This is a genomic window from Thalassotalea eurytherma (assembly GCF_030161415.1).
In the GTDB taxonomy this organism is placed as follows: domain Bacteria; phylum Pseudomonadota; class Gammaproteobacteria; order Enterobacterales; family Alteromonadaceae; genus Thalassotalea_G; species Thalassotalea_G eurytherma.
On the sequence record NZ_BSSU01000002.1, the window covers coordinates 201,557 to 223,434 of the forward strand.

21 protein-coding genes are annotated in these 21,878 nt (G+C 38.8%); 16 read left to right on the forward strand and 5 right to left on the reverse strand.

Going from position 1 to position 21,878, the window contains the following annotated elements:
• Positions 1 to 6 precede the first annotated feature (6 nt).
• The 4 genes from QQK02_RS02350 to QQK02_RS02365 all read left to right on the forward strand — a co-directional run bounded on the left by QQK02_RS02350 (position 7) and on the right by QQK02_RS02365 (position 2,331).
• On the forward strand, positions 7 to 777 hold the full coding sequence (locus QQK02_RS02350; protein WP_284206340.1) for a hypothetical protein: 771 nt from the start codon (positions 7 to 9) through the stop codon (positions 775 to 777).
• 89 nt (positions 778 to 866) lie between these two features.
• Positions 867 to 1,235 carry a ribosome recycling factor family protein gene (locus tag QQK02_RS02355; RefSeq protein WP_284206341.1) on the forward strand — a complete coding sequence of 123 codons (369 nt, stop codon included), beginning with the start codon at positions 867 to 869 and terminating at the stop codon, positions 1,233 to 1,235.
• A gap of 194 nt (positions 1,236 to 1,429) precedes the next feature.
• Positions 1,430 to 1,798: a hypothetical protein gene (locus QQK02_RS02360; RefSeq protein ID WP_284206342.1), complete on the forward strand. Its 369-nt coding sequence runs from the start codon at positions 1,430 to 1,432 to the stop codon at positions 1,796 to 1,798.
• A 50-nt stretch (positions 1,799 to 1,848) separates the two neighbouring features.
• A complete protein-coding gene (locus QQK02_RS02365; protein WP_284206343.1) occupies positions 1,849 to 2,331 on the forward strand; it encodes a YchJ family protein in 483 nt (160 codons plus the stop codon).
• On the opposite strand, the gene QQK02_RS02370 is transcribed toward QQK02_RS02365, so the two are convergent.
• The 3 genes from QQK02_RS02370 to QQK02_RS02380 all read right to left on the reverse strand — a co-directional run bounded on the left by QQK02_RS02370 (position 2,294) and on the right by QQK02_RS02380 (position 4,948).
• Complete coding sequence (locus QQK02_RS02370; protein WP_284206344.1) at positions 2,294 to 2,821, reverse strand: VC2046/SO_2500 family protein; 528 nt, start codon at positions 2,819 to 2,821, stop codon at positions 2,294 to 2,296. The genes QQK02_RS02365 and QQK02_RS02370 overlap by 38 nt on opposite strands.
• Before the next feature lie 65 nt (positions 2,822 to 2,886).
• On the reverse strand, positions 2,887 to 4,107 hold the full coding sequence (locus QQK02_RS02375) for an ATP-binding protein (protein WP_284206345.1): 1,221 nt from the start codon (positions 4,105 to 4,107) through the stop codon (positions 2,887 to 2,889).
• Between the two features lie 127 nt (positions 4,108 to 4,234).
• Positions 4,235 to 4,948 (reverse strand): response regulator, encoded by a 714-nt coding sequence (locus QQK02_RS02380; protein WP_284206346.1) that lies wholly within the window; start codon positions 4,946 to 4,948, stop codon positions 4,235 to 4,237.
• 292 nt (positions 4,949 to 5,240) lie between these two features.
• Here QQK02_RS02380 and QQK02_RS02385 point away from each other — a divergent pair, with 292 nt between their 5' ends.
• The 5 genes from QQK02_RS02385 to rlmA all read left to right on the forward strand — a co-directional run bounded on the left by QQK02_RS02385 (position 5,241) and on the right by rlmA (position 13,596).
• On the forward strand, positions 5,241 to 6,452 hold the full coding sequence (locus QQK02_RS02385) for an MFS transporter (RefSeq protein ID WP_284206347.1): 1,212 nt from the start codon (positions 5,241 to 5,243) through the stop codon (positions 6,450 to 6,452).
• Positions 6,453 to 6,575: 123 nt separating this feature from the next.
• Positions 6,576 to 11,471: a PAS domain-containing hybrid sensor histidine kinase/response regulator gene (locus QQK02_RS02390; protein ID WP_284206348.1), complete on the forward strand. Its 4,896-nt coding sequence runs from the start codon at positions 6,576 to 6,578 to the stop codon at positions 11,469 to 11,471.
• A 24-nt stretch (positions 11,472 to 11,495) separates the two neighbouring features.
• Positions 11,496 to 11,852: a response regulator gene (locus QQK02_RS02395; protein ID WP_284206349.1), complete on the forward strand. Its 357-nt coding sequence runs from the start codon at positions 11,496 to 11,498 to the stop codon at positions 11,850 to 11,852.
• Between the two features lie 83 nt (positions 11,853 to 11,935).
• Positions 11,936 to 12,742 (forward strand): exodeoxyribonuclease III, encoded by an 807-nt coding sequence (xthA, locus tag QQK02_RS02400; RefSeq protein ID WP_284206350.1) that lies wholly within the window; start codon positions 11,936 to 11,938, stop codon positions 12,740 to 12,742.
• A gap of 44 nt (positions 12,743 to 12,786) precedes the next feature.
• The gene (gene rlmA / locus QQK02_RS02405; RefSeq protein ID WP_284206351.1) at positions 12,787 to 13,596 is read left to right on the forward strand and encodes a 23S rRNA (guanine(745)-N(1))-methyltransferase; all 810 of its coding nucleotides are present in this window, start codon (positions 12,787 to 12,789) and stop codon (positions 13,594 to 13,596) included.
• A 5-nt stretch (positions 13,597 to 13,601) separates the two neighbouring features.
• Here rlmA and yfbV read toward each other — a convergent pair whose 3' ends face one another.
• Complete coding sequence (gene yfbV / locus QQK02_RS02410; RefSeq protein WP_284206352.1) at positions 13,602 to 14,021, reverse strand: terminus macrodomain insulation protein YfbV; 420 nt, start codon at positions 14,019 to 14,021, stop codon at positions 13,602 to 13,604.
• Between the two features lie 158 nt (positions 14,022 to 14,179).
• On the opposite strand from yfbV, the gene QQK02_RS02415 reads away from it, so the two are divergent.
• From QQK02_RS02415 to QQK02_RS02445, 7 genes are all read left to right on the forward strand, one after another.
• Complete coding sequence (locus QQK02_RS02415) at positions 14,180 to 15,376, forward strand: acetate/propionate family kinase (protein WP_284206353.1); 1,197 nt, start codon at positions 14,180 to 14,182, stop codon at positions 15,374 to 15,376.
• A gap of 12 nt (positions 15,377 to 15,388) precedes the next feature.
• Complete coding sequence (gene pta / locus QQK02_RS02420) at positions 15,389 to 17,488, forward strand: phosphate acetyltransferase (protein WP_284206354.1); 2,100 nt, start codon at positions 15,389 to 15,391, stop codon at positions 17,486 to 17,488.
• A 444-nt stretch (positions 17,489 to 17,932) separates the two neighbouring features.
• Positions 17,933 to 18,313: an ACT domain-containing protein gene (locus tag QQK02_RS02425; protein WP_284206355.1), complete on the forward strand. Its 381-nt coding sequence runs from the start codon at positions 17,933 to 17,935 to the stop codon at positions 18,311 to 18,313.
• 8 nt (positions 18,314 to 18,321) lie between these two features.
• Positions 18,322 to 18,669: an arsenate reductase gene (locus QQK02_RS02430; protein ID WP_284206356.1), complete on the forward strand. Its 348-nt coding sequence runs from the start codon at positions 18,322 to 18,324 to the stop codon at positions 18,667 to 18,669.
• Positions 18,666 to 19,796 carry a succinyl-diaminopimelate desuccinylase gene (gene dapE / locus QQK02_RS02435; protein WP_284206357.1) on the forward strand — a complete coding sequence of 377 codons (1,131 nt, stop codon included), beginning with the start codon at positions 18,666 to 18,668 and terminating at the stop codon, positions 19,794 to 19,796. The genes QQK02_RS02430 and dapE overlap by 4 nt, the downstream gene beginning before the upstream one ends.
• Before the next feature lie 17 nt (positions 19,797 to 19,813).
• Positions 19,814 to 20,542: a M15 family metallopeptidase gene (locus QQK02_RS02440; protein WP_284206358.1), complete on the forward strand. Its 729-nt coding sequence runs from the start codon at positions 19,814 to 19,816 to the stop codon at positions 20,540 to 20,542.
• On the forward strand, positions 20,535 to 20,720 hold the full coding sequence (locus QQK02_RS02445) for a hypothetical protein (RefSeq protein WP_284206359.1): 186 nt from the start codon (positions 20,535 to 20,537) through the stop codon (positions 20,718 to 20,720). The genes QQK02_RS02440 and QQK02_RS02445 overlap by 8 nt, the downstream gene beginning before the upstream one ends.
• 61 nt (positions 20,721 to 20,781) lie before the next feature.
• On the opposite strand, the gene bamC is transcribed toward QQK02_RS02445, so the two are convergent.
• On the reverse strand, positions 20,782 to 21,861 hold the full coding sequence (gene bamC / locus QQK02_RS02450) for an outer membrane protein assembly factor BamC (protein WP_284206360.1): 1,080 nt from the start codon (positions 21,859 to 21,861) through the stop codon (positions 20,782 to 20,784).
• Positions 21,862 to 21,878: the final 17 nt, after the last annotated feature.

Here is a 21,878-nt window from a genome sequence, read left to right on the forward strand (position 1 = left end):
TGAAATATGGTCGCTATTATTATCGGCTTAATAATCATACTGATTGTTATCGTAGTGGTTGTTAACGCCATTCAGCAACAAAAACAAAAACAAGAACAAGAAAAGCGCGCAAAAATCGCTAAGCAAAAGGCTATTATTGATGAGAATGAAGAGCTCATTATTAACCTGTCTAATATCCCTGCTTCGCCAAATCTCAGCCTAATTCTTCACCGCAGAAGTTTGAATGCGGCAAAAGAAATGAAAAACTTATCTCCCGAATCTAAAGCGACCGCTTCACGTGTTGATGAGCTGCAATCTCGAATCGATAGTGCAAAAGACATAGCTCAAGCATCAACTGGCAAAGATGAGCAATTTATTTTGCCAGACAACGAAAAGCAAATTATTGCCATTTTGCAGTTAATTAAGAAATTACGCGTTGTACTGAAAAGCGAACTTACAAAAGGTGTGATAGATCCTCAAGTATTTAGCATGGAAGATAAACGATTAGATTCGATGCAATTGAAAATAAATATTGAGAGCCTCGTTAAGCGCGGTAACCAAGCATACAGTAACGACATGGTCGGTTCTGCTCGCCAATACTACGAAAAAGCACTTCAAACGCTTACTGATCATCCAAATCAATCAGAGTACGCTATCCAAAAGAAAGCTGAAGTATCTGACAAGCTAGCCGAAATTACTACGCAGCTTAAATCAGCAAATGCTGAAGACAGAGCGAAAAAAGCGAAAGAAGAAGAAGATGAATTAGATATGCTTTTTCAGCCGAAGAAAAAGTGGTAAGTATCAAATTGTTAAAAACAAAGCCAGCAATTTGCTGGCTTTTTTTTTGATGTTATGATGGGTGTTTAACAAACTAATTTATTAATATTGTGGCCGCTTTAATTACGATTATTTTACCGTCTTTTTTGAGGAAATCTCTGAAAGCTTATGCGTTAAAAGCATTGATACGAGATCATGGCTGTGCGTTAAACAGAATTGGGCGTTCGCGTAATTGGCAGTTAACTGGCACTACGGAGCAACTTGAGCAAATTGTTCATGACATCGCGCGCAGTAATGAAGAAAGTTGGCAATGGTTAGTTAAAAAACTATCTAGCCATGTTGAATACACTACCCATGAAAGTTTGCTGGCATTAGCCAAGCGCAACCCTAATATTACCGTCAATGAGCTAATGACTAAATCTAATTGTACGTTGGCTCAGGCGCGTCTTGTGATAGATGAACTTGAATGGTTGGATTAGCACGCCAATGTGCGCTGGCCACTGTTTTACCCTTTATTGACTCCTAGATACTTTTTTACTTTTACTACGGCATAGGTATCAACTTTACTTATGTCGAATTTTGTTATTGTTTAAAAAAATATCAATTTATTGTTGAAAACTGTTTTAAATTACAGTACTGTTAATTTATACAGATAATATACAGGTGAAATTTGATGGACATGCAAGCAACGAAAATCGTAAAGAATAATGTTATTCAGCAACAACAGAAAACACTTGCCAATATCTATAGTAACCATAAGGCTGAAAATAAATGGATACTCATGATTGATCCTGAAGATACTGCGCTTAAGTCACTATCGCAGGGTAATGATGTCGACACTAACAAGATTCTCAAAGTGCACAGTAATAAAGTAAGAATTGAAGCCAAAAGTATCCACAAGGCACTTAGAAAAGGAAATTGCAGTGCAGTTGTATTATGTAAACAACTTTTCGCCCAGAACCAAATTGACTGGCTTAGCCAACAAGCGCAACTTTCAAATACTGACTTTATTGTATTAGAGGCGCCTTTAACTGTTCATTAAAAGCCGGTAGCTTTATACTATCGACTCTAGTTTTTAGGGTCGATTCTCCAATGTTGTTATGTCCATGCCAAAGCCAACAAACCTATACCAACTGTTGCGAACCTTTTCATACAAATAGCCAACAAGCACAAACACCAGAGCAATTAATGCGTTCTCGGTACAGTGCTTACGCCTTAACATTAAGCCAGTATATATTTGATACTTATCATAGCGACAAGCAGGCAGGTTTATCACTTAGTGAACTAGAAGAGTGGGCAAAAGCAACAACCTGGCTCAAGCTTGAAGTTTCAAAAACAAGTGATACAACAGTCACCTTTATCGCGACTTATGCAGAAAATCGAAAATTATATAAAATTGGAGAGCATTCACGATTCGAACAAGAACAGATTAACCAACAAAAAGTATGGCGATATGTAGATGGTGATATTTTAAATCATCAAGCACTGGATAGACCTAAACGAAATGATCCCTGCCCTTGTGGCTCAATGAAAAAACTTAAACAATGCTGTGGAGTGAAATCGAAGCTGATTTAGCCATTGCCGTTTTAACGTTTTTTAACCAAGAAGCGACATTAGCCGGTTGAGGTGAAGCAATCGAATCTTTACCTTGGTGCGCTAATCGATGTTGTTGGCATAGTGATAAATTAGCTTTAATTTGCGTTGGAATATAAGACTTATCATCTCTAAATGACAATGGTTTAGGCGCTATACATTGCGATAAACGTACATCGTCAAACAATTCACTTTCTACCGTAGCGGCTTGATTAAACGAAGTGACTTCTTCTAAACTTTTTAATGCTAGAGGCTCAGGTTCAGGTAACTCAAAGAGGCTTCGCAAATCATTATCAGTATTTATCTGCTCGGCTTTATTCTCTTGATCTTGTTGAAATTCACTAAAGTCTCTTACGTCTTGACTTAACATGGCAAGCATCAGTGAAAAATCACTACGACGTTTGTCATGAACACAGTGATTTAACTGCGCTCCAAGCTGAGATTCATTGACTAAAAGTGTATCGATTTCCAAAACAACATGACCGATAAAGTTTGATTAAAAACTATATCGGTCATTAAACGAATTGCTTTAGTAATTTATTGAACTATCGGAAATTTTAGTCGAAATTTAGCACCGCCTAATAGACTATCTTCAACCAGCACACTACCTTGGTGCCACTCCATAATCCGTTCAACTATAGCTAAACCTAAACCAAAGCCACCGTCATCTTTATTGCGGCTTTTATCGGCGCGAGTAAACGCTTCAAAGACATCTGGCTTAATTGCATCATCTACACCGCTGCCATTATCATCTACATCAATAACCACATTATCACCTTCTATAAAAATCGTTATCACGATAAGGTCTTCACCGTATTTGATCGCATTAGTGATGTAATTGGCAATTGCGCGGTTGATAAAATGTTTATCAAGTTCAACATATAACTGCCCAACTTTATTTTTTATCTCAATTTTGCCATCGTATTGTTCATACTTGGTAATATGGCTTTCAATCAACTGATTAATATTATAATCAGCAAAATTTAACTGTGGGCGGTCAGACTCCAGCGACGAGTAAATCAATAATTCATTAATTAATTCATCAAGCTCTTTTGTGTCGCTATCGATCTGACGAATGTATTTAAGTCGCTTCTCGTCGTCTTTAGCATTCTCTAACATTTGAAGTGCGAAGCGACTTCGAGCTAATGGTGTTCGTAACTCGTGAGCAACGGCACTAGTTAACTCTTTGTGAGCATTGGCTAAATTCTTTAACCGAATAGCCATCATATTAAAGGTTTTCGTTAATGGACTTATTGTTGCCGTCATCGCCTTTGGTGCTTGTACATCAAAATGACTTTCGCCAATTTTTCTCGCTGTTTTATCTAACGAGTCTAAATCACGAGATAATGGCCACAGCCAAAAGAAAATAAGAATACCAAAAATAACGAGAATTAACGTGCGGCCGAATGTTGCGAGTTCAGGCCTAGTAGGAATTTGCATAGGACCTAAGATAAGGACTTCTTCTGTTTTACCGATGAGGTGATGCAACATAACGTCATCGCCCTTCAAAAAGATATAGGTTTTACCTTTTGCTAAGTGTTCTTGATCATCTTTAGTGAGCTTTTTAATCGTCGGCATCAATCGCATATTCAAATCAATTTGAAACTTTTCTGATATACGCTTAATTTCTTCTGGCCACTGTTCTTGTGGAAATTCAAGTAGGTGATCTTCAGCTGCCTTCATCACGACTTTATAACCATCGTATGAATCAACATCTTGCTCTAAATAAAAATGCCAGGCTTGATCTAAGAACCACATAATGGTCAACAAAGAAAAAACGATCAGCAAATAAAGGCTAAAAAAGGTACGGCCAAGTCTCATAAATAATAATCGATCTTTACATAAAAAAAGGGGAGTAAACCCCCCTTTAACATTCAAGTAGGGTTTACGACCAAGCGTCAGGCACGAATAAGTAGCCCTGACCCCAGATAGTCTTTATTCTAAACGGAGTCTCGTTACTATCATGTAACTTTTTGCGTAATCTTGAAACACGCACATCAACTGATCTATCCATGCCATCGTATTCACGTCCAACAACAGCTTTGTAAATATAGTCTCGATTTTGTACTTCGCCGGCGCGGCTAGCTAATAACCATAATAAGTCGAATTCTTGGCTAGTGAGTTCAATATTTTCACCCGATAACGTCACCTGACGAGAGCCACGAGAAATGAATAACTCGCCAATCGTTAAGTCAGCTGCTTCATTGCTAGACTGAGGTAATTGTCCACGACGTAATAAGGCATTTACACGAGCTAATAAAACACGTGGTTCTACGGGTTTAATAACGTAATCGTCAGCGCCAATTTCTAAACCAAGAACCTGATCAAAGTCAGTACCCTTAGCTGTTAGCATAAGGATTGGTCCATTAAAAGTAGGGCGTAAATCACGACAAACAGCAAAGCCATCTTTACCCGGTAGCATGACGTCGAGAATAATAAGATCCGGTGTGAAAGTTTCAACACGCTTCGCTACAGTATCACCACGAAACTCTTGTTTAACATGCATACCTTCGCTCTCTAAAAATTCTGTAATTAGATTTGAAAGTTGACGATCATCTTCAACCAATAGAATTTTCTTTACTGACTTATTTTCAGCCATTTCTTATTCTCCTATTTAGAATTGTAGCCCGTGCCTTGGCTAGCTTTATTAACATTTGGGTAAAGAAGCTTACCCATTTGTTAAGTTTCCGTATAAAACGTTTACAAATTGATGGTATTAGATTATACCCTTAACATTACGATAACAACTGTAACTACATGATGTTACCCTATTAAAACAATTAATTACATTTTGAGAATAGCGGAATAATCAATACTTAGAACAAGAACTTTGTCTTTACAATCCCCTTCGCCTAGCTATCATGTATCTAAACCCCTATAAGTAGTAGAAAATGCAAAGACAACAAGCGATTAACGCGTTATTAACAATGATGCTCGTTGTGTTGTTAAGTTGTGCAGGCATTGCCTTGCCCTACCCCATCTTAGCGCCACTCTTTTTAAATGAAGTTTCGCCATTGACGACATTTGGCGGCATTCATCCTAAATTACTCTTGGGTATGTTGCTTGCGGTTTACCCGTTAGGAGTGCTCATTGGTAGTTCAGTTATTGGCGCGGCCTCTGATGTTTATGGCCGTAAAAAAGTACTTATCATTTCACTATTTGGTTCAATGCTAGGTTATTTGCTGTCTGCATACGCACTAGTTAGCGAGCACTACCCATTGTTTGTCATTACGCGTATTTTTACAGGGTTGTGTGAAGGCAATATAAGTATTGCCAAAGCTGTAGCCATTGATTTGTCAAAAACGTTAGATAAAACGCGTTCGTTTAGTTTAATTAATGCAACAACTTACGCGGGTTGGTTAATTGGGCCTTTAGCCGGCGGGTTCTTGCAGCCTTTTGGCGCTGAAATTGTATTTTATGTTGCTGCATGTTCGCTAGCGCTTGCTTGTTTGTGCGTCTTCCTATTTCTTAATCATGAGCCAACAAAAACTAACAATGAAAAGTTTTCGTGGTATCAACTTATCGTTCAGAAAAACTCCCTTGGACTGCTTAAGGTACCATCGATTAAACGTCTATTTATTGTCTACTTGCTTGTTACCTTAGGCTTAAATGCTTTTTACAGCTTTTATCCTGTGTGGCTCGTTGAACGCTTTAACTTTAATTCACCTGACATTGGCACGATTACTGCGCTGTTAACAACCTTTATGGTGGCAACGAGTGCTTTATTTGTCACCCCGTTTAAGCGCAAGTTTGGCATGTTAAGAGGGGTATATATCGGGTTATTTGGTCTTGCATGTTTGCTCTTTAGTCACCCTACTTTCAGTGCTTTGACTGTATGGCTTGGCTATGCGTCAATCGGTGTTGCGATTGCACTTTTTAATGGCTTATTGCCTATTTATATCTCAGAGCAACACCAGAACGAACATCAAGGGCGGCTAATGGGGCTTCTTACCACAGGATTCTCAATATCCAATGTCACGATGGCCTTGTTAGGTAGTTTTATCGCCATATATGGCAGTATTTGGGCCATCATGCTAGGTGGAACTCTTATTTTACTCGCTATGATGACATTGTTTTACATCACTAAAATAAAGCCTATATAGGGTTAGAAATCCCCTGTATTATGAGATAAGCTTTGAACTAATAAAGGATTTTCTTTAATAAGCCGATTAATTTATGAAGCACCAACACCTGTACAATAGCCTTGAATCCGTTGTAAAGCTGTTATGTCTTCTAACAGCAGCAATAGCCTTGAATCCGTTGTAAAGCTGTTATGTCTTCTAACAGCAGCAATCGGCTTAGTCGTTATCTACGGTTGGTACACACATAACGAAACCCTCATCCAAATAAACCAAGCTTTTGTTCCCATGCAGTACAACACTGCGTTGGGCTTCCTCGCTTTAGGTCTTGGCGGTTTTTTCATGAATAAACAATACCAACGTGCATTATATGTTGTTGGTAGCTTTCTACTTTTACTCGGTTTAATCACCCTAAGCCAATTTATATTGGGTATCAATCTAGGTATCGATCAAGCATTGATGGAGCACTATATCAATGTAAGGGTCACGCACCCAGGCAGAATGGCTCCGGATACTGCGGTTTGCTTTGCCTTATGCGGTTTAGGCTACATCATTTCAACGACACAAAACAAATACTCTAATGCCGTCCTAAGTATATTAGCTAGTTGCGTGTTGTCGTTTGGTTTAGTTGCTTTCGCCGAGTATTTTACCGTTGAAACATCATGGGGTTGGGCTGGCTTAACTAAAATGGCAGTACATACATCGTTTGCCTTTATGCTTTCAGCATTAGCTACGTTTTTGTATTGTTATAAAGAACAACTAAAACATAACTATTTAAGCCTATATGAACACTGGTTAACGATACCCATTGGCATATTTGGCATCACGTTAACCTTAACATCATGGCAAGCTATTCATCGTTATTACAGAGAAGTTGAAGATCAATACAGTATGAATTCAGGCCTTGCAGCAGAAGGTATCCTTATTTGCGGCATTTTTGCAACGCTAAGTATTATTTTCATCATCAATGCCAAAGATCGTGCTAAAACACATAAAAATCAATCCTCTAGAATTAACATGCCGTTAGTAGTAGTGATTCTTGGTAGTATTTTATCGTTCTCTATCTACCAATTACTCAGTACTAACATAAAAACACAAACCCGTTTAAAGTTTGAACACCGAGTTAATCAACACGGTAAAACCCTTGAGCAAGGCATAAACTTTTATATTGAAGTGCTGCGCTACGTGAGAAATACCTATTACGTAGACGATTTGATAACGCGAGCAGAATTTAAAAGCGTAACGATGTCGGAATTGAATAAATTTAAAGGTTTACTTGCAATTGAATGGCTACCTAAAGTTTCTCATCAAAGTAGAAGTTCCTTCGAAAAAGCGTTGTCAGATGAGTTGGGTATTCATTACTTTTTAAAATCCTATGACAATGAAGGCAATGTCATTGTTGCGCCAGAGCAACCCTATTATTTTCCTGTCGCATATGTAGAACCTATTAAAGGCAATGAACCGGCATTAGGCATAAATCCGCTATTAATTGCCTCTAACGATTCCGTTCAAGGCATACAAGAAGCTATTGCCAATAACAGTGTAAGTATCTCAAGCCGTATTGACCTGGTTCAAACACCTAAAGAAGAATTCGGCGTTATCATTAATTTGCCTGTTTATGACCAATTGAAGTTAGCAGATGGCGTGCCATACAATGATGCCGTTGTCGGCTTAATTGCCGGCGTTATCTATTTACAGCCTACGTTTGAGCGAATTCTTAGTAATTTTTTAGAACCTGCGGGTTTAAATTTGACGTTTTCAGATGATGGCGCAGAAAAAGAACATGGTTTTTTATATCATCATCGTTCACGTGTTGCCAATGTCGATGACAACCTTGAATTCCTGCAAAAAGAATATAACTTTGACGTAGCTAACCGCCATTGGACGATTCACGCGCAAGCGGCTAACAGTAAAATTTACCCGTCTAGTTCAATCACCAATATTATTCCTCCTCTTACTATTTTTCTCATTAGTGTGACCTTAGCCATCATGCTTAGACTAATTGAGAAACGTATTAAGGAGCGCAACTTATTGATAGAGCGCATTACCGAGCGAGAGAATCATTTTAGTGCCTTAGTAAATACCATTCCTGGCATGGCATATACTTGTGATATTAGTGATGGTATGACAATGAGCTTTATTAGCCATGAAGTTAATAAATTGACTGGCTATGATGTTGAGCACTTTACTGAATCTCATGTCATTACATGGCGACAACTTGTTCACCCTGATGATATTGAACATGTAGAAAAAACCGTTAGCAACGCTTGTGAAAATCATGACACCTATACAATTGAATATCGCTTGTGTCATCGAGATGGCAGCACATTGTGGGTTTACGAACAAGGCCAAGCAGAATATGACGAGAAAAATGAAGCGATAAAAATTCATGGTTCAGTCCTAGATATCACCGACAGAAAAGTTAACGAACAAAAATTCCAAGGATTACTAGAATCTGCGCCAGATAGCCTTATCTTGGTTGATAAATGCGGCATCATAGCGTTTGTTAATAAGCAAGTAGAAAACGTACTGGGTTATAAAACTCACGAACTTGTTGGTAAGAAAATTGATGTGTTGTTGCCTCATGATTTACGTGCAGCTCACCCAGGCATGGTAAGCAATTATTTCAAACAGCCAACTGTCCGAGCTATGGGTGCAGGTAGAGACTTAACAGCCATTATGAAAAATGGTGAGCCCCTTTCTATTGAAATCAGTTTAAGCCCAATTGAAACCGCTGAAGGCATGTTGGTGCTCGCCGCAATTCGCGATATCACTGCAAGAAAAACATTAGAGCACGAACTTATCGAAGCTAAAGATAAAGCTGAAAGTGCGACGCAAGCCAAAAGTGACTTCTTGGCAAATATGAGTCATGAAATTCGCACACCGATGAACGCCATTATCGGGATGTCACAATTAGCTCTCAATACGCAGTTAAACGCTAAGCAAGCAAACTACATTGATAAAGTACACCGCTCAGCCGAGTCATTGCTAGGGATCATCAATGACATCTTAGACTTTTCGAAAATTGAATCTGGTAAGTTCGATATTGAGCATATTGAATTTAGGCTTGAAGATGTTTTTGACAACCTTGCTAATCTCGTTGTTTTGAAAGCTGAAGAGAAAAACCTCGAGTTGATGTTTAATATTCCAGATTCTGTGCCTACTTCACTCGTTGGCGACCCGCTTAGAATTAGTCAGGTATTAATTAACTTAGGGAATAATGCGGTAAAATTTACCGAATCTGGTGATATCGTTATTAGTGTTGAATACATCGCTAAACAAGACGAAACCGTAACACTAGCATTTCACGTAAAAGACACAGGTGTCGGTATATCGCCAAAGCAACAACAAAAGCTGTTTCAATCATTCAGCCAAGTTGATACGTCAACCACCCGTAAATATGGAGGTACAGGTTTAGGGCTGGCAATTAGTAAACGACTTGTTGAAATGATGGGTGGTAAAATTTGGTGTAAAAGCCAAGAGAGTCAAGGAAGTACATTCTCTTTCAGCATTGATCTTGGGCTCACGAAAGACGCATGGATTCCCAAAGAAAGTAGCCTGTTAGAAAACCTGAAGGTTTTAGTTGTTGATGACAATGAAACCTCACGTGAAATTCTCACAAGCATTCTGAGCCAATTTGATTTGCACGTTGACCAAGCTATCGATGGAGAGCAAGCTTTAACGATGCTTAAAGCTCAAGACACTACTGATAATTACAACCTTGTCATCATGGACTGGAAAATGCCGAAAATTGACGGTATTGAAGCAACACGACTTATTCAGTCTGATGAAACCCTAGAGAACATACCTACCGTAATTATGGTAACCGCATACGGTAAAGAAAAAGCCTATAGAGCCGCTCAAGAAGTTGTTATTAGTAGCTTTTTAACTAAGCCTGTAACACCATCATCCTTGCTTGATTCAATTATGGATGCCCTTGGTCGTAAAGTTATCGACGTGAGTCGCAGTTCAGCACGCCGAGAGCATACACAACAACTTATCGACAAGTTAAGTGGCGCCAAAATACTCTTAGTAGAAGACAACGAGATCAATATGGAGCTTGCCGTTGAAATACTTTCATCAAACGGCATTATCGTCTCCACCGCAAAAAATGGTGCGATTGCTATAGAGATGCTTGAATCACAAACGTTTGATGGCGTTTTGATGGATTGTCAAATGCCTGTACTAGATGGTTATGAAGCAACAAAAATTATTCGTCACAAAGAAAAATTTAAAGACTTACCTATTTTAGCAATGACAGCAAACGCTATGGTTGGCGATAAAGAAAAAGTGCTTGCTGTAGGTATGAATGATCATATTGCCAAGCCAATTAACGTAAAAGATTTATTTGGAAGCCTCTCTAAATGGATAACACCGTCTTCACCACAAGCTGTTCAAAAACCTAAAGTAGTTTCAGCAGCAGAAGGTGATGTTGAAATACCTGATATGTTGGGTATTAACAAATCACTTGGCTTGAATACTTGCCAAGGTAATAAACACCTACATAAGAAATTACTCATAAAGTTCACGGAACGTGAAGCTAATTTTGAGGAGCGTTTTAGAGAAGCCGTTATTAGCGATGATATAGATACCGCAGTGCGTTTTGCTCATACATTAAAAGGTGTTGCCGCTAATATCGGTGCGTCAGCTATACAGTCTCTTGCGTTAAATCTTGAGTCAGCAACTAAAACAAATACTGAAATGAGTCAGCTATTGCCTTATTTGTTGAGTTTGACGATAGAACTTAACGTTGCGATAGACTCTATTTTAAAAGCATTCAATCAATTACCAATTAAAACCGACATAGCATTGAAAAATGATGATAAAGACTTTATCTTAGCTCGTGTCGATAAACTACTGGTACTTTTAGATGATTTTGATACTGATGCGATTGAAGCATTTGAAGAAATCGATGAGCAATCGATGCTTGTTACTCAAAGTGACTTGTTAGCGCAAGTGAGAAAATCAATAGAAGATTATGACTTCGAAGGCGCGAAAACTCATGTTCTCGACTTGCAATCACATTTAAACTCGCAAATATAACAGTTAAGCCGTACCTAGGAAATTATGATTAATACCGTACTTATCGTTGACGATGAACCAATAAACATTCACCTTATCAAAGGTATACTGCCAGCAGAGATAAAACTACAAGCTGCGATCTCTGGAGCCAATGCATTAAGGCAACTAACCAAGTCTCAACCTGATGTTATTTTGCTATATTTAGTCATGCCAGAAATGGATGGCTTTGAGACGCTCGCAAAGTTAAAAGCGATGCCAGAATGTCAACATATACCAGTCATTATTATCTCAGGTAATGCATCATCAAAAGATATTAAAAAGACGACTGAACTAGGCGCCCTATCGCACTTAAAAAAGCCAATTTCAAAAGATAAGCTAATGGCATTACTAAACAATCTATAATTTCATCAACATGTTAAAGTAAGTGGCAAACGTGATTAACACCGCTTTTCGCTTACACATAAAAGAAAATCCAAGGTAAACAAATGAAAATCATCTCGTTTAATATAAATGGCTTACGCGCTCGCCTTCATCAATTACAAGCGCTTATTGATAAGCACAACCCAGATATCATTGGCCTTCAAGAGATTAAAGTCCATGACGAGGCGTTTCCTTTAGCTGACGTTGAAGCAATGGGTTATCACGTTTACTTTCATGGTCAAAAAGCACATTACGGCGTTGCCATGCTCTGTAAAAAACCTGCAGATGAAGTCATTAAAGGTTTCCCAACTGATACCGAAGACGCTCAAAAGCGGATGATTATGGTAAAAACAACCAATGAACATGGCGAACCTGTTACCGTATTAAATGGCTATTTTCCTCAGGGCGACAATATTGCCCATGAAACGAAATTCCCATATAAACGCCAATTCTACAAAGATTTAATGCAGTACCTAAACGATCACCATGACAATGAAGAAAATATTGTGGTGATGGGCGATATCAATATTTCTCCTGTTGATTTAGATATCGGTATAGGCGAACCAAACCGCAAGCGTTGGTTGAAAACGGGGAAATGTAGCTTCCAACCAGAAGAACGTGAATGGTTAAAAACGTTAATTGATTGGGGCTTTGAAGACACCTTTAGAAAATTACACCCAGATACTGGCGAAAAGTACTCTTGGTTTGATTATCGTTCACGTGGTTTTGACGATAACCGAGGCCTACGTATTGATGTTGTGCTTGCTACACCAAGTTTTGCAAGCAAGTGTATCGAGTCAGATATCGACTATGAGTTGCGCGGCATCGAAAAACCTTCTGATCACGCACCAATTTGGTCTACTTTTAAATAACTACTCAACAGCTAAGGCTAGCCTAGGTTAGCCTTCTAAAATCTATGTCTATACTTTATCGTTGTCCGCTTTGCCAATTACCGCTTTCTAAATCACAGCGCACGTTACGCTGTGATAACCACCATAGTTTTGACCAAGCAAAGGAAGGTTATTTCAACCTACTTCCCGTGCAGTTTAAGCAATCAAAAAGTCCTGGCGATAATAAAGCGATGGTAAATGCACGTCGCGCATTTTTAGATAAAGGTTATTACCAACCATTAGTCGATGCGATGCTTGCGCTTTATCAACAATATGGTCGAGAAAATGGCAGTATGTTTGACGCCGGTTGCGGTGAAGGTTTTTATACTCATCAACACAAAACACAAAGCAATTCAGTCTACGGCATTGATATATCTAAAGAAGCAATTAAAAAAGCCGCCAAACGATATAAAGCATGTCATTTTAGCGTTGGTACCCTGTCAATGCTGCCATTTAACGATAACAGTATTGACTGGATGACCTGTGTCTATGCGCCCATTTTAGAAGAAGAGTACACCCGTGTACTTGCAGACCATGGTTACTTATTAACAGTAACACCAGCAAAAGATCACTTGTTGTCATTAAAGCAAAAAATCTATATTGATGCACAACAGCACGATGACGAAAAACAAGCTATCAGCAACCTAACACTTGTTCATCAACAACAACTCACTTACGACATGACAATAACATCAGGTGAAGATGCGATTCATTTACTGGCCATGACACCTTTTGCCTTCAAAGCCAGTGAAGAAGTTAAAGCCCAATTGGCAGAAATTTCGGCTTTTTCATGCCAAGCAGACTTTATGATCCGCCTGTATAAAAATAACCAATAGTCCAGCTACTTTATACTTGATTGGTAGGTCAAATTGAGTAATTGGGCAAGGTCTATATAGCGTGGTTTTTGACTAGAAAGTTGCAGTTGACCACCACTTTCATTATATCTGGCAAGGCCTTCTTTATACCAAGACGATAATCCAGGCGGTAACATTTTATCTGCTTTTACACCAAGCATCACTAACACCTGTATAGGCATTGATAATGCAAAAACAACGTAAAACACCAACAAACTCATGTTTTGCTGTCCTGCCACTAACGTAAACAGCAGCAAAATAAATAAACTAAAACCTAAAAAGTTTCGCCATACAAAACGCGCAAGCGAAATCGCATAGTATTCTTGAAAATACTCACTAAGTTCTGGTCTTTCTGGCCACAGTTTCAAATATCTGTGACCTAATTTAATAATTTCAATAACGCTCATATTAATATTGTAACCTTAGCCTATCCTTTTGCCCATGAAAAGTTACTCCGAATATTTTTCTTATATTTTTTTGGTTTTAACGATGCAGATAGATATTTTTCTGAAATAACGAGCTATAGTAGAACTACATGCTCTAACGTCTTATTATTAATAGGTTTATGAAAAATAAATTTATACTTGTTATCAACTGTGGCAGTTCTTCAATTAAGTTTTCACTTATCGACCCTGCTACTGGTAATGAAAGGCTTAATGGTCTCGCACAAAGTTTAATGACTGAACAAGCTACCATCACCTTCAAAGTCGATGGTAATAAAGAGAAACAGTCACTCACCAGTCCTTTTGACCATCAAATAGCGCTACGTAGCATTGTTGATTTTTTGACGCAGCACTCATACAAAGAAGCAGTGTTTGCGGTTGGTCATCGAGTCGTTCATGGCGGTGAAGAATACAGTGAACCTGCGTTAATTGATAACAACGTGATGGCAACACTGCATAGGCTATCGCAACTAGCTCCTTTACATAACCCCGCAAACATTACTGGTATTGAAGCCTCGGAAAAAGCCTTTCCTTCATTACCACAAGTCGCTGTTTTTGATACGGCTTTCCATCAGTCGATGCCTAAAAAGGCTTACTTGTATGCTCTACCTTACGCACTTTATGAACAGCATGGTATTCGTCGTTACGGTTTCCATGGCACGAGCCACTACTTTGTTAGCCGAGCTGCATCACAGTTGCTTAACCTACCTGCGCTGAAAGGATCTTTTATTAGCGCTCATTTAGGCAATGGCTCGAGTATATGCGCTATTGAAAATGGTTTAAGTGTCGATACTTCAATGGGGCTAACACCACTATCAGGCATAGTGATGGGGACACGAAGTGGCGATATTGATCCTGGTATTATCTTTCACTTAATTAATAGTTTAGGTTACACACAAAAGCAGGTTAACGACTTACTAAATAAAGAAAGTGGCCTTTTAGGCCTATCGCAATTAAGTAACGACTGCCGCCTGTTAGAAGAAGCTATGTTAGCTGGCAATGAGCAAGCAAAGCTCGCTTTAGATATTTTTTGTTATCGGATTGCAAAACAAATTGCAGCGTATGCAGCATCGTTATCAACGCTAGACGCTATCATTTTTACCGGTGGAATCGGTGAAAACTCTGACTATGTTAGAGCACAGGTAACCCAATCATTATCGTTATTAAATATCACCATTGATAACGAATTAAATGTAGCAACTCGATTTGGCAAATCAGGTAACATTGCAGCGAATGAAAGTCGCGCCTGTTTGGTTATTCCAACTAATGAAGAGTGGGTTATTGCCAAACAAACAGCACAAGTTATCAACGCTATTTAAAAGGAAGTCATTATGTCGCATCGCATTATGTTAGTGCCCGCAGGTTTTGGTGTTGGCCTAAGTTCAATTGCATTAGGTGCCATGCATGCATGCCAACAGCGCGGTATTAACGTTTGTTATTTCAAGCCAATTTCTCAGCCAGCGCGAAATACTCGACACCATAATGAGCCTGAAAAACATAGCCACTCTATTCCTTTAAGTTATGTTGAGGAGAAAATGGCTGATGGTGATCATGAAGTCGTCTTAGAAGGGATCATTGAAAATATTTCTGAGTTAGAAAAACAACATGATGTCATCATTATTGAAGGGTTAATCCCTACTACTCGACAACCTTATGCTGGTCGAATTAATAGAGACGTTGCCAAAGCTCTTTCTGCCGACATTGTACTTGTTGCAAGCCCTGACAAAGACTCTTTGATCGAATTTGAAGACAGGCTTGAAGTTAGCGCAGAAACCTATGGCGGTCTTAAAAATAAGCGAGTTATTGGTTGTATTATCAATAAAGTTAACGCACCTGACAAAGACGAATTTGGATTATTACCTAAAGAAAGTAATATCGAAGCACCATGGCAACTTAGCGACTTTGAACAATTAGCCATTTTTAATAAAAGAAATTTCTCTTTGCTTGGTACTGTGCCTTGGGAGTTAGACCTAATCGCGCCTCGTGTTGCAGATATAGCTAACTACCTTGATGCAAAAATAATCCATAGTGGCGATATGGATCATCGCAGAATTCGTTCAGTAACCTTTTGTGCTCGTACAGTGGCTAATCTTGTTAGTCATCTAATGCCTGGACGACTCATTGTGACACCGGGTGATCGTGTCGATATCATTATCGCAACCTGTTTATCAGCACTAAATGGAACGAAAGTTGGTGCCTTGCTTTTAACTAATGGCTTTGAACCAAACGAGCAAGTTAGCAAACTGTGTATGCAAGCACTAGAAACTGGATTACCAATTTTGTCGGTACCATGGGACACGTGGCAGACCTCACGTTATATTATGAACTTCAACCCAGAAATTCCAGAAGACGACACACAGCGTCAAGATAAAGTAAAAGTATTCGTTGCCGATCATATAGAACCTTCATGGATTGAACAGCTATCAAGCCAAGTCACCAGTATCAATACACTATCTCCGCCAGCCTTTAGACATAAGTTAACTGAGATGGCGCGCCAAGCAGGCAAATTAATTGTATTACCTGAAGGAAATGACGTAAGAACAATAAAAGCTGCGGCGATTTGTGCAGAACGAAAAATTGCGCGTTGTCAGCTATTAGGTAATAAGGAAGAGATTTTGCGTATCGCTGAACAGCAAGGTATTACATTGCCCACTGGTCTACTCATCACAGAACCTAGCCACATAATTGAAAATTATGTGAATCCAATGGTTGAGCTTCGCAAACATAAAGGACTAACAGAGGTTGTTGCGCGTCAAGAATTACAAGATAACGTGGTATTGGGTACGATGATGTTACAACTAGGGCAAGTAGATGGCTTAGTTTCAGGTGCAGTGCACACGACAGCGAACACTATCAGGCCTGCGTTGCAACTGGTAAAAACAAAACCAGGTAGTTCACTCGTTTCTTCAATATTTTTTATGTTGTTACCTGATCAAGTGCTCGTTTATGGTGACTGTGCTATCAACCCTGATCCCAATGCGGAACAACTTGCCGATATTGCTATTCAATCTGCCGATTCCGCTATTCGATTTGGCATTGATGCAAAAGTAGCGATGATCAGTTATTCAACGGGTAGTTCAGGCACAGGTGCTGATGTAGAGAAGGTCGCAAAGGCGACAGAAATAGCCAAAGCGAAACGCCCAGATCTCTTAATCGATGGGCCGTTGCAATACGATGCAGCCATTATGGAAAATGTTGCCAAGAAAAAGGCACCAGATAGTCCGGTTGCAGGTAAAGCGACAGTGTTTATATTCCCTGATTTAAACACGGGTAACACAACCTACAAAGCTGTTCAGCGCTCAGCAGATTTAATCAGTATTGGCCCTATGCTTCAAGGTATGAATAAACCTGTAAATGATTTATCTCGTGGCGCATTAGTCGATGATATTGTTTACACGATTGCCTTGACCGCAATACAAGCAAAAGATTAACGCTAGTCCCTTAAATACCGCTAGTTAGTGTTGAGTTTATTGTAAATAACACGCTATTTATTAATAAACTTAACACTATCGCTACTTTTCCACATTGTTGATAAATCATACAAAAAACATCATTAGTACGTTTTTCAACCTAGCAAAAAAAACCATAAAAAACAGATACATAAACATTTAACCATAAGCTATACACAATGATATCCACAGCATTTGTGGATATTGTGGATAGTGCATTGACTTTAAATCATACAATCCACCACCGTTTTTACGTGATTAGTTATGAATTCTTTGCAAATTTAATAAAAATGTCATTAAAACCGCTATTTTCACAGGTATACCAGTTATCTTGGCGTCATTGAATAAGCACTAAAACGCGAGATAAGTAGCGAATTTCAATGTAAATCGGTATAGTGTTATCAACACTTATCAACAAGATAAATAATGAGTAAATTAACCCTAAGACTTACGAAAGATGTCATGGCAATTCATTCATTGCCAGCCAAAAGTAAAATCCCTGAGCAAGTGTTCAATGCACCTATATACTTCTTAGCAAATACACCACAAGAAGTTTCTATTGTTTTACCGTCAAACATTACTATCGAAAGTGATGATATCGAAGACGATTGGCGAATGTTTGAAGTTGTAGGACCTCTGGCGTTTAGTTTAACGGGTATTTTGTCAAATATATCAACGGTATTAGCTAACGAAAAAATTAGTATTTTTGCTATTTCAACGTTTGACACCGATCACATTCTTGTTAAAAGCAATAAAATTGAACACGCCAAAACCGCATTATTAGCGAATGGTTACGACATTATTTAAGGGAAATTATGACCACGATTTATGGTATCTCTAACTGTGATACAGTAAAAAAAGCACTTAAATTTTTAGATAAAAACAGCATCTCATATCAATTCCATGATTTTCGTAAAGACGGTATTGATGCAGCGCTTGTAAGTCAGTTTTTAGCGCAACTTGATATAAGCGAACTCGTTAATAAGCGCAGTACTACCTATCGTAATTTACCCGACATGGTTAAAGAAAACCTCAATGAAACGAATATTGTTGAGTTATTGGTGGCGCAGCCAACATTGATAAAACGCCCTGTTCTTGTGCTAAATGACACCGCCTACCTTGGTTTTAAAGAGCCTCAATACCTACAGATATTTCAGTCATGAGTCACCCTACCATAGCACTAGCACAAGCATTAATAGCTAGAGAATCAGTGACCCCAGAAGATGCTGGTTGCCAAGAGCTCATGAAAGATTTACTCGAGCAATGTGGTTTTACTAATGAAACCATGGTCTTTGAGGACACAACAAATTTGTGGTCAAGGCGCGGTAACGAGCAGCCAGTTTTTTGTTTTGCCGGCCATACCGACGTTGTTCCAGCGGGTGATCTTAGCCTATGGAAAACACCGCCATTTGAACCGGTTATTAAAGAGAACATGCTCTATGGTCGTGGCGCTGCTGATATGAAAGGCAGCCTTGCCGCGATGTTAGTTGCGACACAGCGGTTTGTTAAAGATCACCCAGATCACAAAGGCTCAATAGCTTACTTAATTACCAGTGATGAAGAAGGTCCATTTATCAACGGTACAACACGTGTTATTGATACCTTAGAAGCTCGTCATGAAAAAATAGACATGTGTATCGTTGGTGAGCCATCGAGTAGTCATCAATTGGCAGATATCGTTAAAAATGGACGTAGAGGTTCAATCTCCGCCAAGTTAACAGTTCATGGTAAACAAGGTCATGTCGCCTACCCTGAACACGTCAATAACCCGATTCATTTAGCGATGCCAGTGCTTGATCAACTAAGCACGACACATTGGGATGAAGGCAACGAATACTTTCCTGCGACAAGCTTTCAAATCACCAATATTGAAGGTGGTACAGGGGCACTAAACGTTGTTCCACAAACGGTTACAGCATGGTTTAATTTGCGTTACTCAACGGAATTAACAGATAAGTGCATTGTCGAAAAAATCGAAAATATTATTGAAAGCCACAATATCGCCTATGATATAGAGTGGACATATAACGGAAAGCCTTTTATCACAGAGCCAGGTAGTTTAGTTAATTCAGTTCAAACCGCCATTAAGCAAGTAACAGGGAAATATGCTGAACTTTCAACGTCTGGTGGCACTTCAGACGGTCGTTTTATCGCGCCTACAGGTGCTCAAGTTATTGAGCTAGGCCCAGTGAACAAAACCATTCATCAGGTAAATGAATGTGTTAATTGTGACGATTTAAAAGGCTTAACTGAAATATATTATCTTAGTTTGGTCAATGCTCTTACCTAATACGCGGTAACTATTCGATGGAAAAAGACAGTGCCTTAACTCAAACAATACTTGGTTTATCTAATCAGCACATTATTGAGATAAACGACGGTGCTCAGCAAGTAAGTGATGAGCATCATGCAAATCATGGCGCGCACTATGACGTGTTAGCGCCACTTCAAGCGTTAATCGCCCATGCTAATCAAGACGGATTTAGCTTGAGGCTCGCAAGTAGCTTTAGAAACTTTGATCGACAGCTGTCAATTTTTAATCGAAAAGCGTCTGGCGAGTTGGCTATATTAGACGAGCAAAACCAACGGTTATTACCCACTGAAGTATCTGAAGATGAGTTGCTCAAAGCAATCCTACATTTTTCTGCTTTGCCGGGCGCCAGCCGACATCACTGGGGCTCTGATTTTGATTTTTATGACCCTTCATTGTTACCTAAAAATACGTCTTTATCGCTAACACCTTGGGAATATCAACAAGATGGTTATTTTTACCCGTTAACCTGTTGGTTAGATAAGCACGCAATAAATTATGGTTTCTATCGCCCGTACGACACGTACCGTCAAGGTGTGGCTGTTGAGCCATGGCATTTCTCATATCTACCTATCGCAAAGCAATTTCAACGCGCATTATCTGTGGATACATTAAAAACACAATTATTAGCTTCTGATATATTACTCAAAGATAAAATCGTCGATAATATATCAACGATATACCAACAATACGTTATAAACGTAGCCGAGTTTCCGAATGTCTGATTACACCATTACGTTGATTATCATCATTGTTATTGTTCTTTTTATGATTGGTAACTTTTCAACGGTCCATAAAACATCGAGCAAACCATTGCGTAAAAAATCGTTAAACGATCTTGATGAAACCTTACCTCGCAGTAAAAAGAAAAAACACGTGATGCCTACTATTAATAAGAAGTAGCCATTAAAAAAGGGTCAACGTAATTACTTACATTGACCCTTTTTATTTAAAGCTTGTGTTATTAGTAAATGTTTCTAAATGATAAACCTGGCTCTACCACTGGGAATATGCGTTCTAATACTTGCGCAGGAACCGCTTCACCTGACTCGTTATAGATTGTCAGTGCCGTTTGTCTTGGGTTCTCAGTATCGAACAATCTAAATTCATACTTAGCATTTTCAATTTCTACGATTGGTGTATCACTACCCCAAATACTATCCCAAATACCAATTTCAGGCTTTTCGAAAGTAACGTAATAAATACGCTTCGTTTCATTTAAATCAGTTACTTTAAAACCATAATCATTAAAGAATAACGGTAAGTTCTGCCATAATCTGTCGCGTTGCATTTCAACTAAATATGATGGCTCTTGCTTACCATTTTCACCAATAGATAATAACTTCTGATTAGCAATCATTAAGCGATGTTCACGCTCTTTTAAGCGGTATTCATAATCGACATAACCAATCACGTTATTAAGCATGGCAATTTCAGCTCTATGCTGGTCAATTTGCGTTAACTCACTTTTCGATGCACTTGCTTCATAATCAATTAACTCGACTTTCAACAATAAGCTACGACCGTGTGGTTTCACATCAAACGTATAGCGATATTTTTCAGACTTAGAATCGATTTTAGATGAGAAGAAACTTCCTTCTTCTTTTTCAGTTTTGATCCAATTTGACTCAAAAATATAGTTTTGTGCATCGACAACCGTCATTTGAGCACCGTTATCTACTAACATGTCAGCAATAACTTGTTGAACAAAATCGGCTAACTTTACATCATCAAGCTCTTGGTCAAACCATACAACAGCGTTTGTCGCTTTAGGATCAAGTCTAGTAGAGGTTGCAATAGGTAACACTAACGAAGGTGCACGGATATCCATTTTGTCACCAACAGGACCAGACTGGTTAATCTCGTTGGTGATCATATAAGTACTATGTTGTTTTGGAGCTTTTAATGCTTCTGGCATAATTAGTGGCTTGCCTTCATCGACTTTTACGTACTCAAAGCCACCATCAGCCGTTCTTTTGTCATTACTTGAACACGCAACCAAAGCTGCACTAAGTAACGAAACATAAACCAATTGACGATTCATTAACACTCCCAAAGAAT

Coding starts and splice junctions, on each gene's coding strand:
- QQK02_RS02350 (WP_284206340.1), top strand. CDS start 7: ATGGTCGCTATTATTATCGGCTTAATAATCATACTGATTGTTATCGTA.
- QQK02_RS02360 (WP_284206342.1), top strand. CDS start 1,430: ATGGACATGCAAGCAACGAAAATCGTAAAGAATAATGTTATTCAGCAA.
- QQK02_RS02365 (WP_284206343.1), top strand. CDS start 1,849: ATGTTGTTATGTCCATGCCAAAGCCAACAAACCTATACCAACTGTTGC.
- QQK02_RS02375 (WP_284206345.1), bottom strand. CDS start 4,107: ATGTGGTTCTTAGATCAAGCCTGGCATTTTTATTTAGAGCAAGATGTT.
- QQK02_RS02380 (WP_284206346.1), bottom strand. CDS start 4,948: ATGGCTGAAAATAAGTCAGTAAAGAAAATTCTATTGGTTGAAGATGAT.
- QQK02_RS02385 (WP_284206347.1), top strand. CDS start 5,241: ATGCAAAGACAACAAGCGATTAACGCGTTATTAACAATGATGCTCGTT.
- QQK02_RS02390 (WP_284206348.1), top strand. CDS start 6,576: ATGTCTTCTAACAGCAGCAATAGCCTTGAATCCGTTGTAAAGCTGTTA.
- QQK02_RS02395 (WP_284206349.1), top strand. CDS start 11,496: ATGATTAATACCGTACTTATCGTTGACGATGAACCAATAAACATTCAC.
- xthA (WP_284206350.1), top strand. CDS start 11,936: ATGAAAATCATCTCGTTTAATATAAATGGCTTACGCGCTCGCCTTCAT.
- rlmA (WP_284206351.1), top strand. CDS start 12,787: ATGTCTATACTTTATCGTTGTCCGCTTTGCCAATTACCGCTTTCTAAA.
- yfbV (WP_284206352.1), bottom strand. CDS start 14,021: ATGAGCGTTATTGAAATTATTAAATTAGGTCACAGATATTTGAAACTG.
- QQK02_RS02415 (WP_284206353.1), top strand. CDS start 14,180: ATGAAAAATAAATTTATACTTGTTATCAACTGTGGCAGTTCTTCAATT.
- pta (WP_284206354.1), top strand. CDS start 15,389: ATGTCGCATCGCATTATGTTAGTGCCCGCAGGTTTTGGTGTTGGCCTA.
- QQK02_RS02425 (WP_284206355.1), top strand. CDS start 17,933: ATGAGTAAATTAACCCTAAGACTTACGAAAGATGTCATGGCAATTCAT.
- QQK02_RS02430 (WP_284206356.1), top strand. CDS start 18,322: ATGACCACGATTTATGGTATCTCTAACTGTGATACAGTAAAAAAAGCA.
- dapE (WP_284206357.1), top strand. CDS start 18,666: ATGAGTCACCCTACCATAGCACTAGCACAAGCATTAATAGCTAGAGAA.
- QQK02_RS02440 (WP_284206358.1), top strand. CDS start 19,814: ATGGAAAAAGACAGTGCCTTAACTCAAACAATACTTGGTTTATCTAAT.
- QQK02_RS02445 (WP_284206359.1), top strand. CDS start 20,535: ATGTCTGATTACACCATTACGTTGATTATCATCATTGTTATTGTTCTT.
- bamC (WP_284206360.1), bottom strand. CDS start 21,861: ATGAATCGTCAATTGGTTTATGTTTCGTTACTTAGTGCAGCTTTGGTT.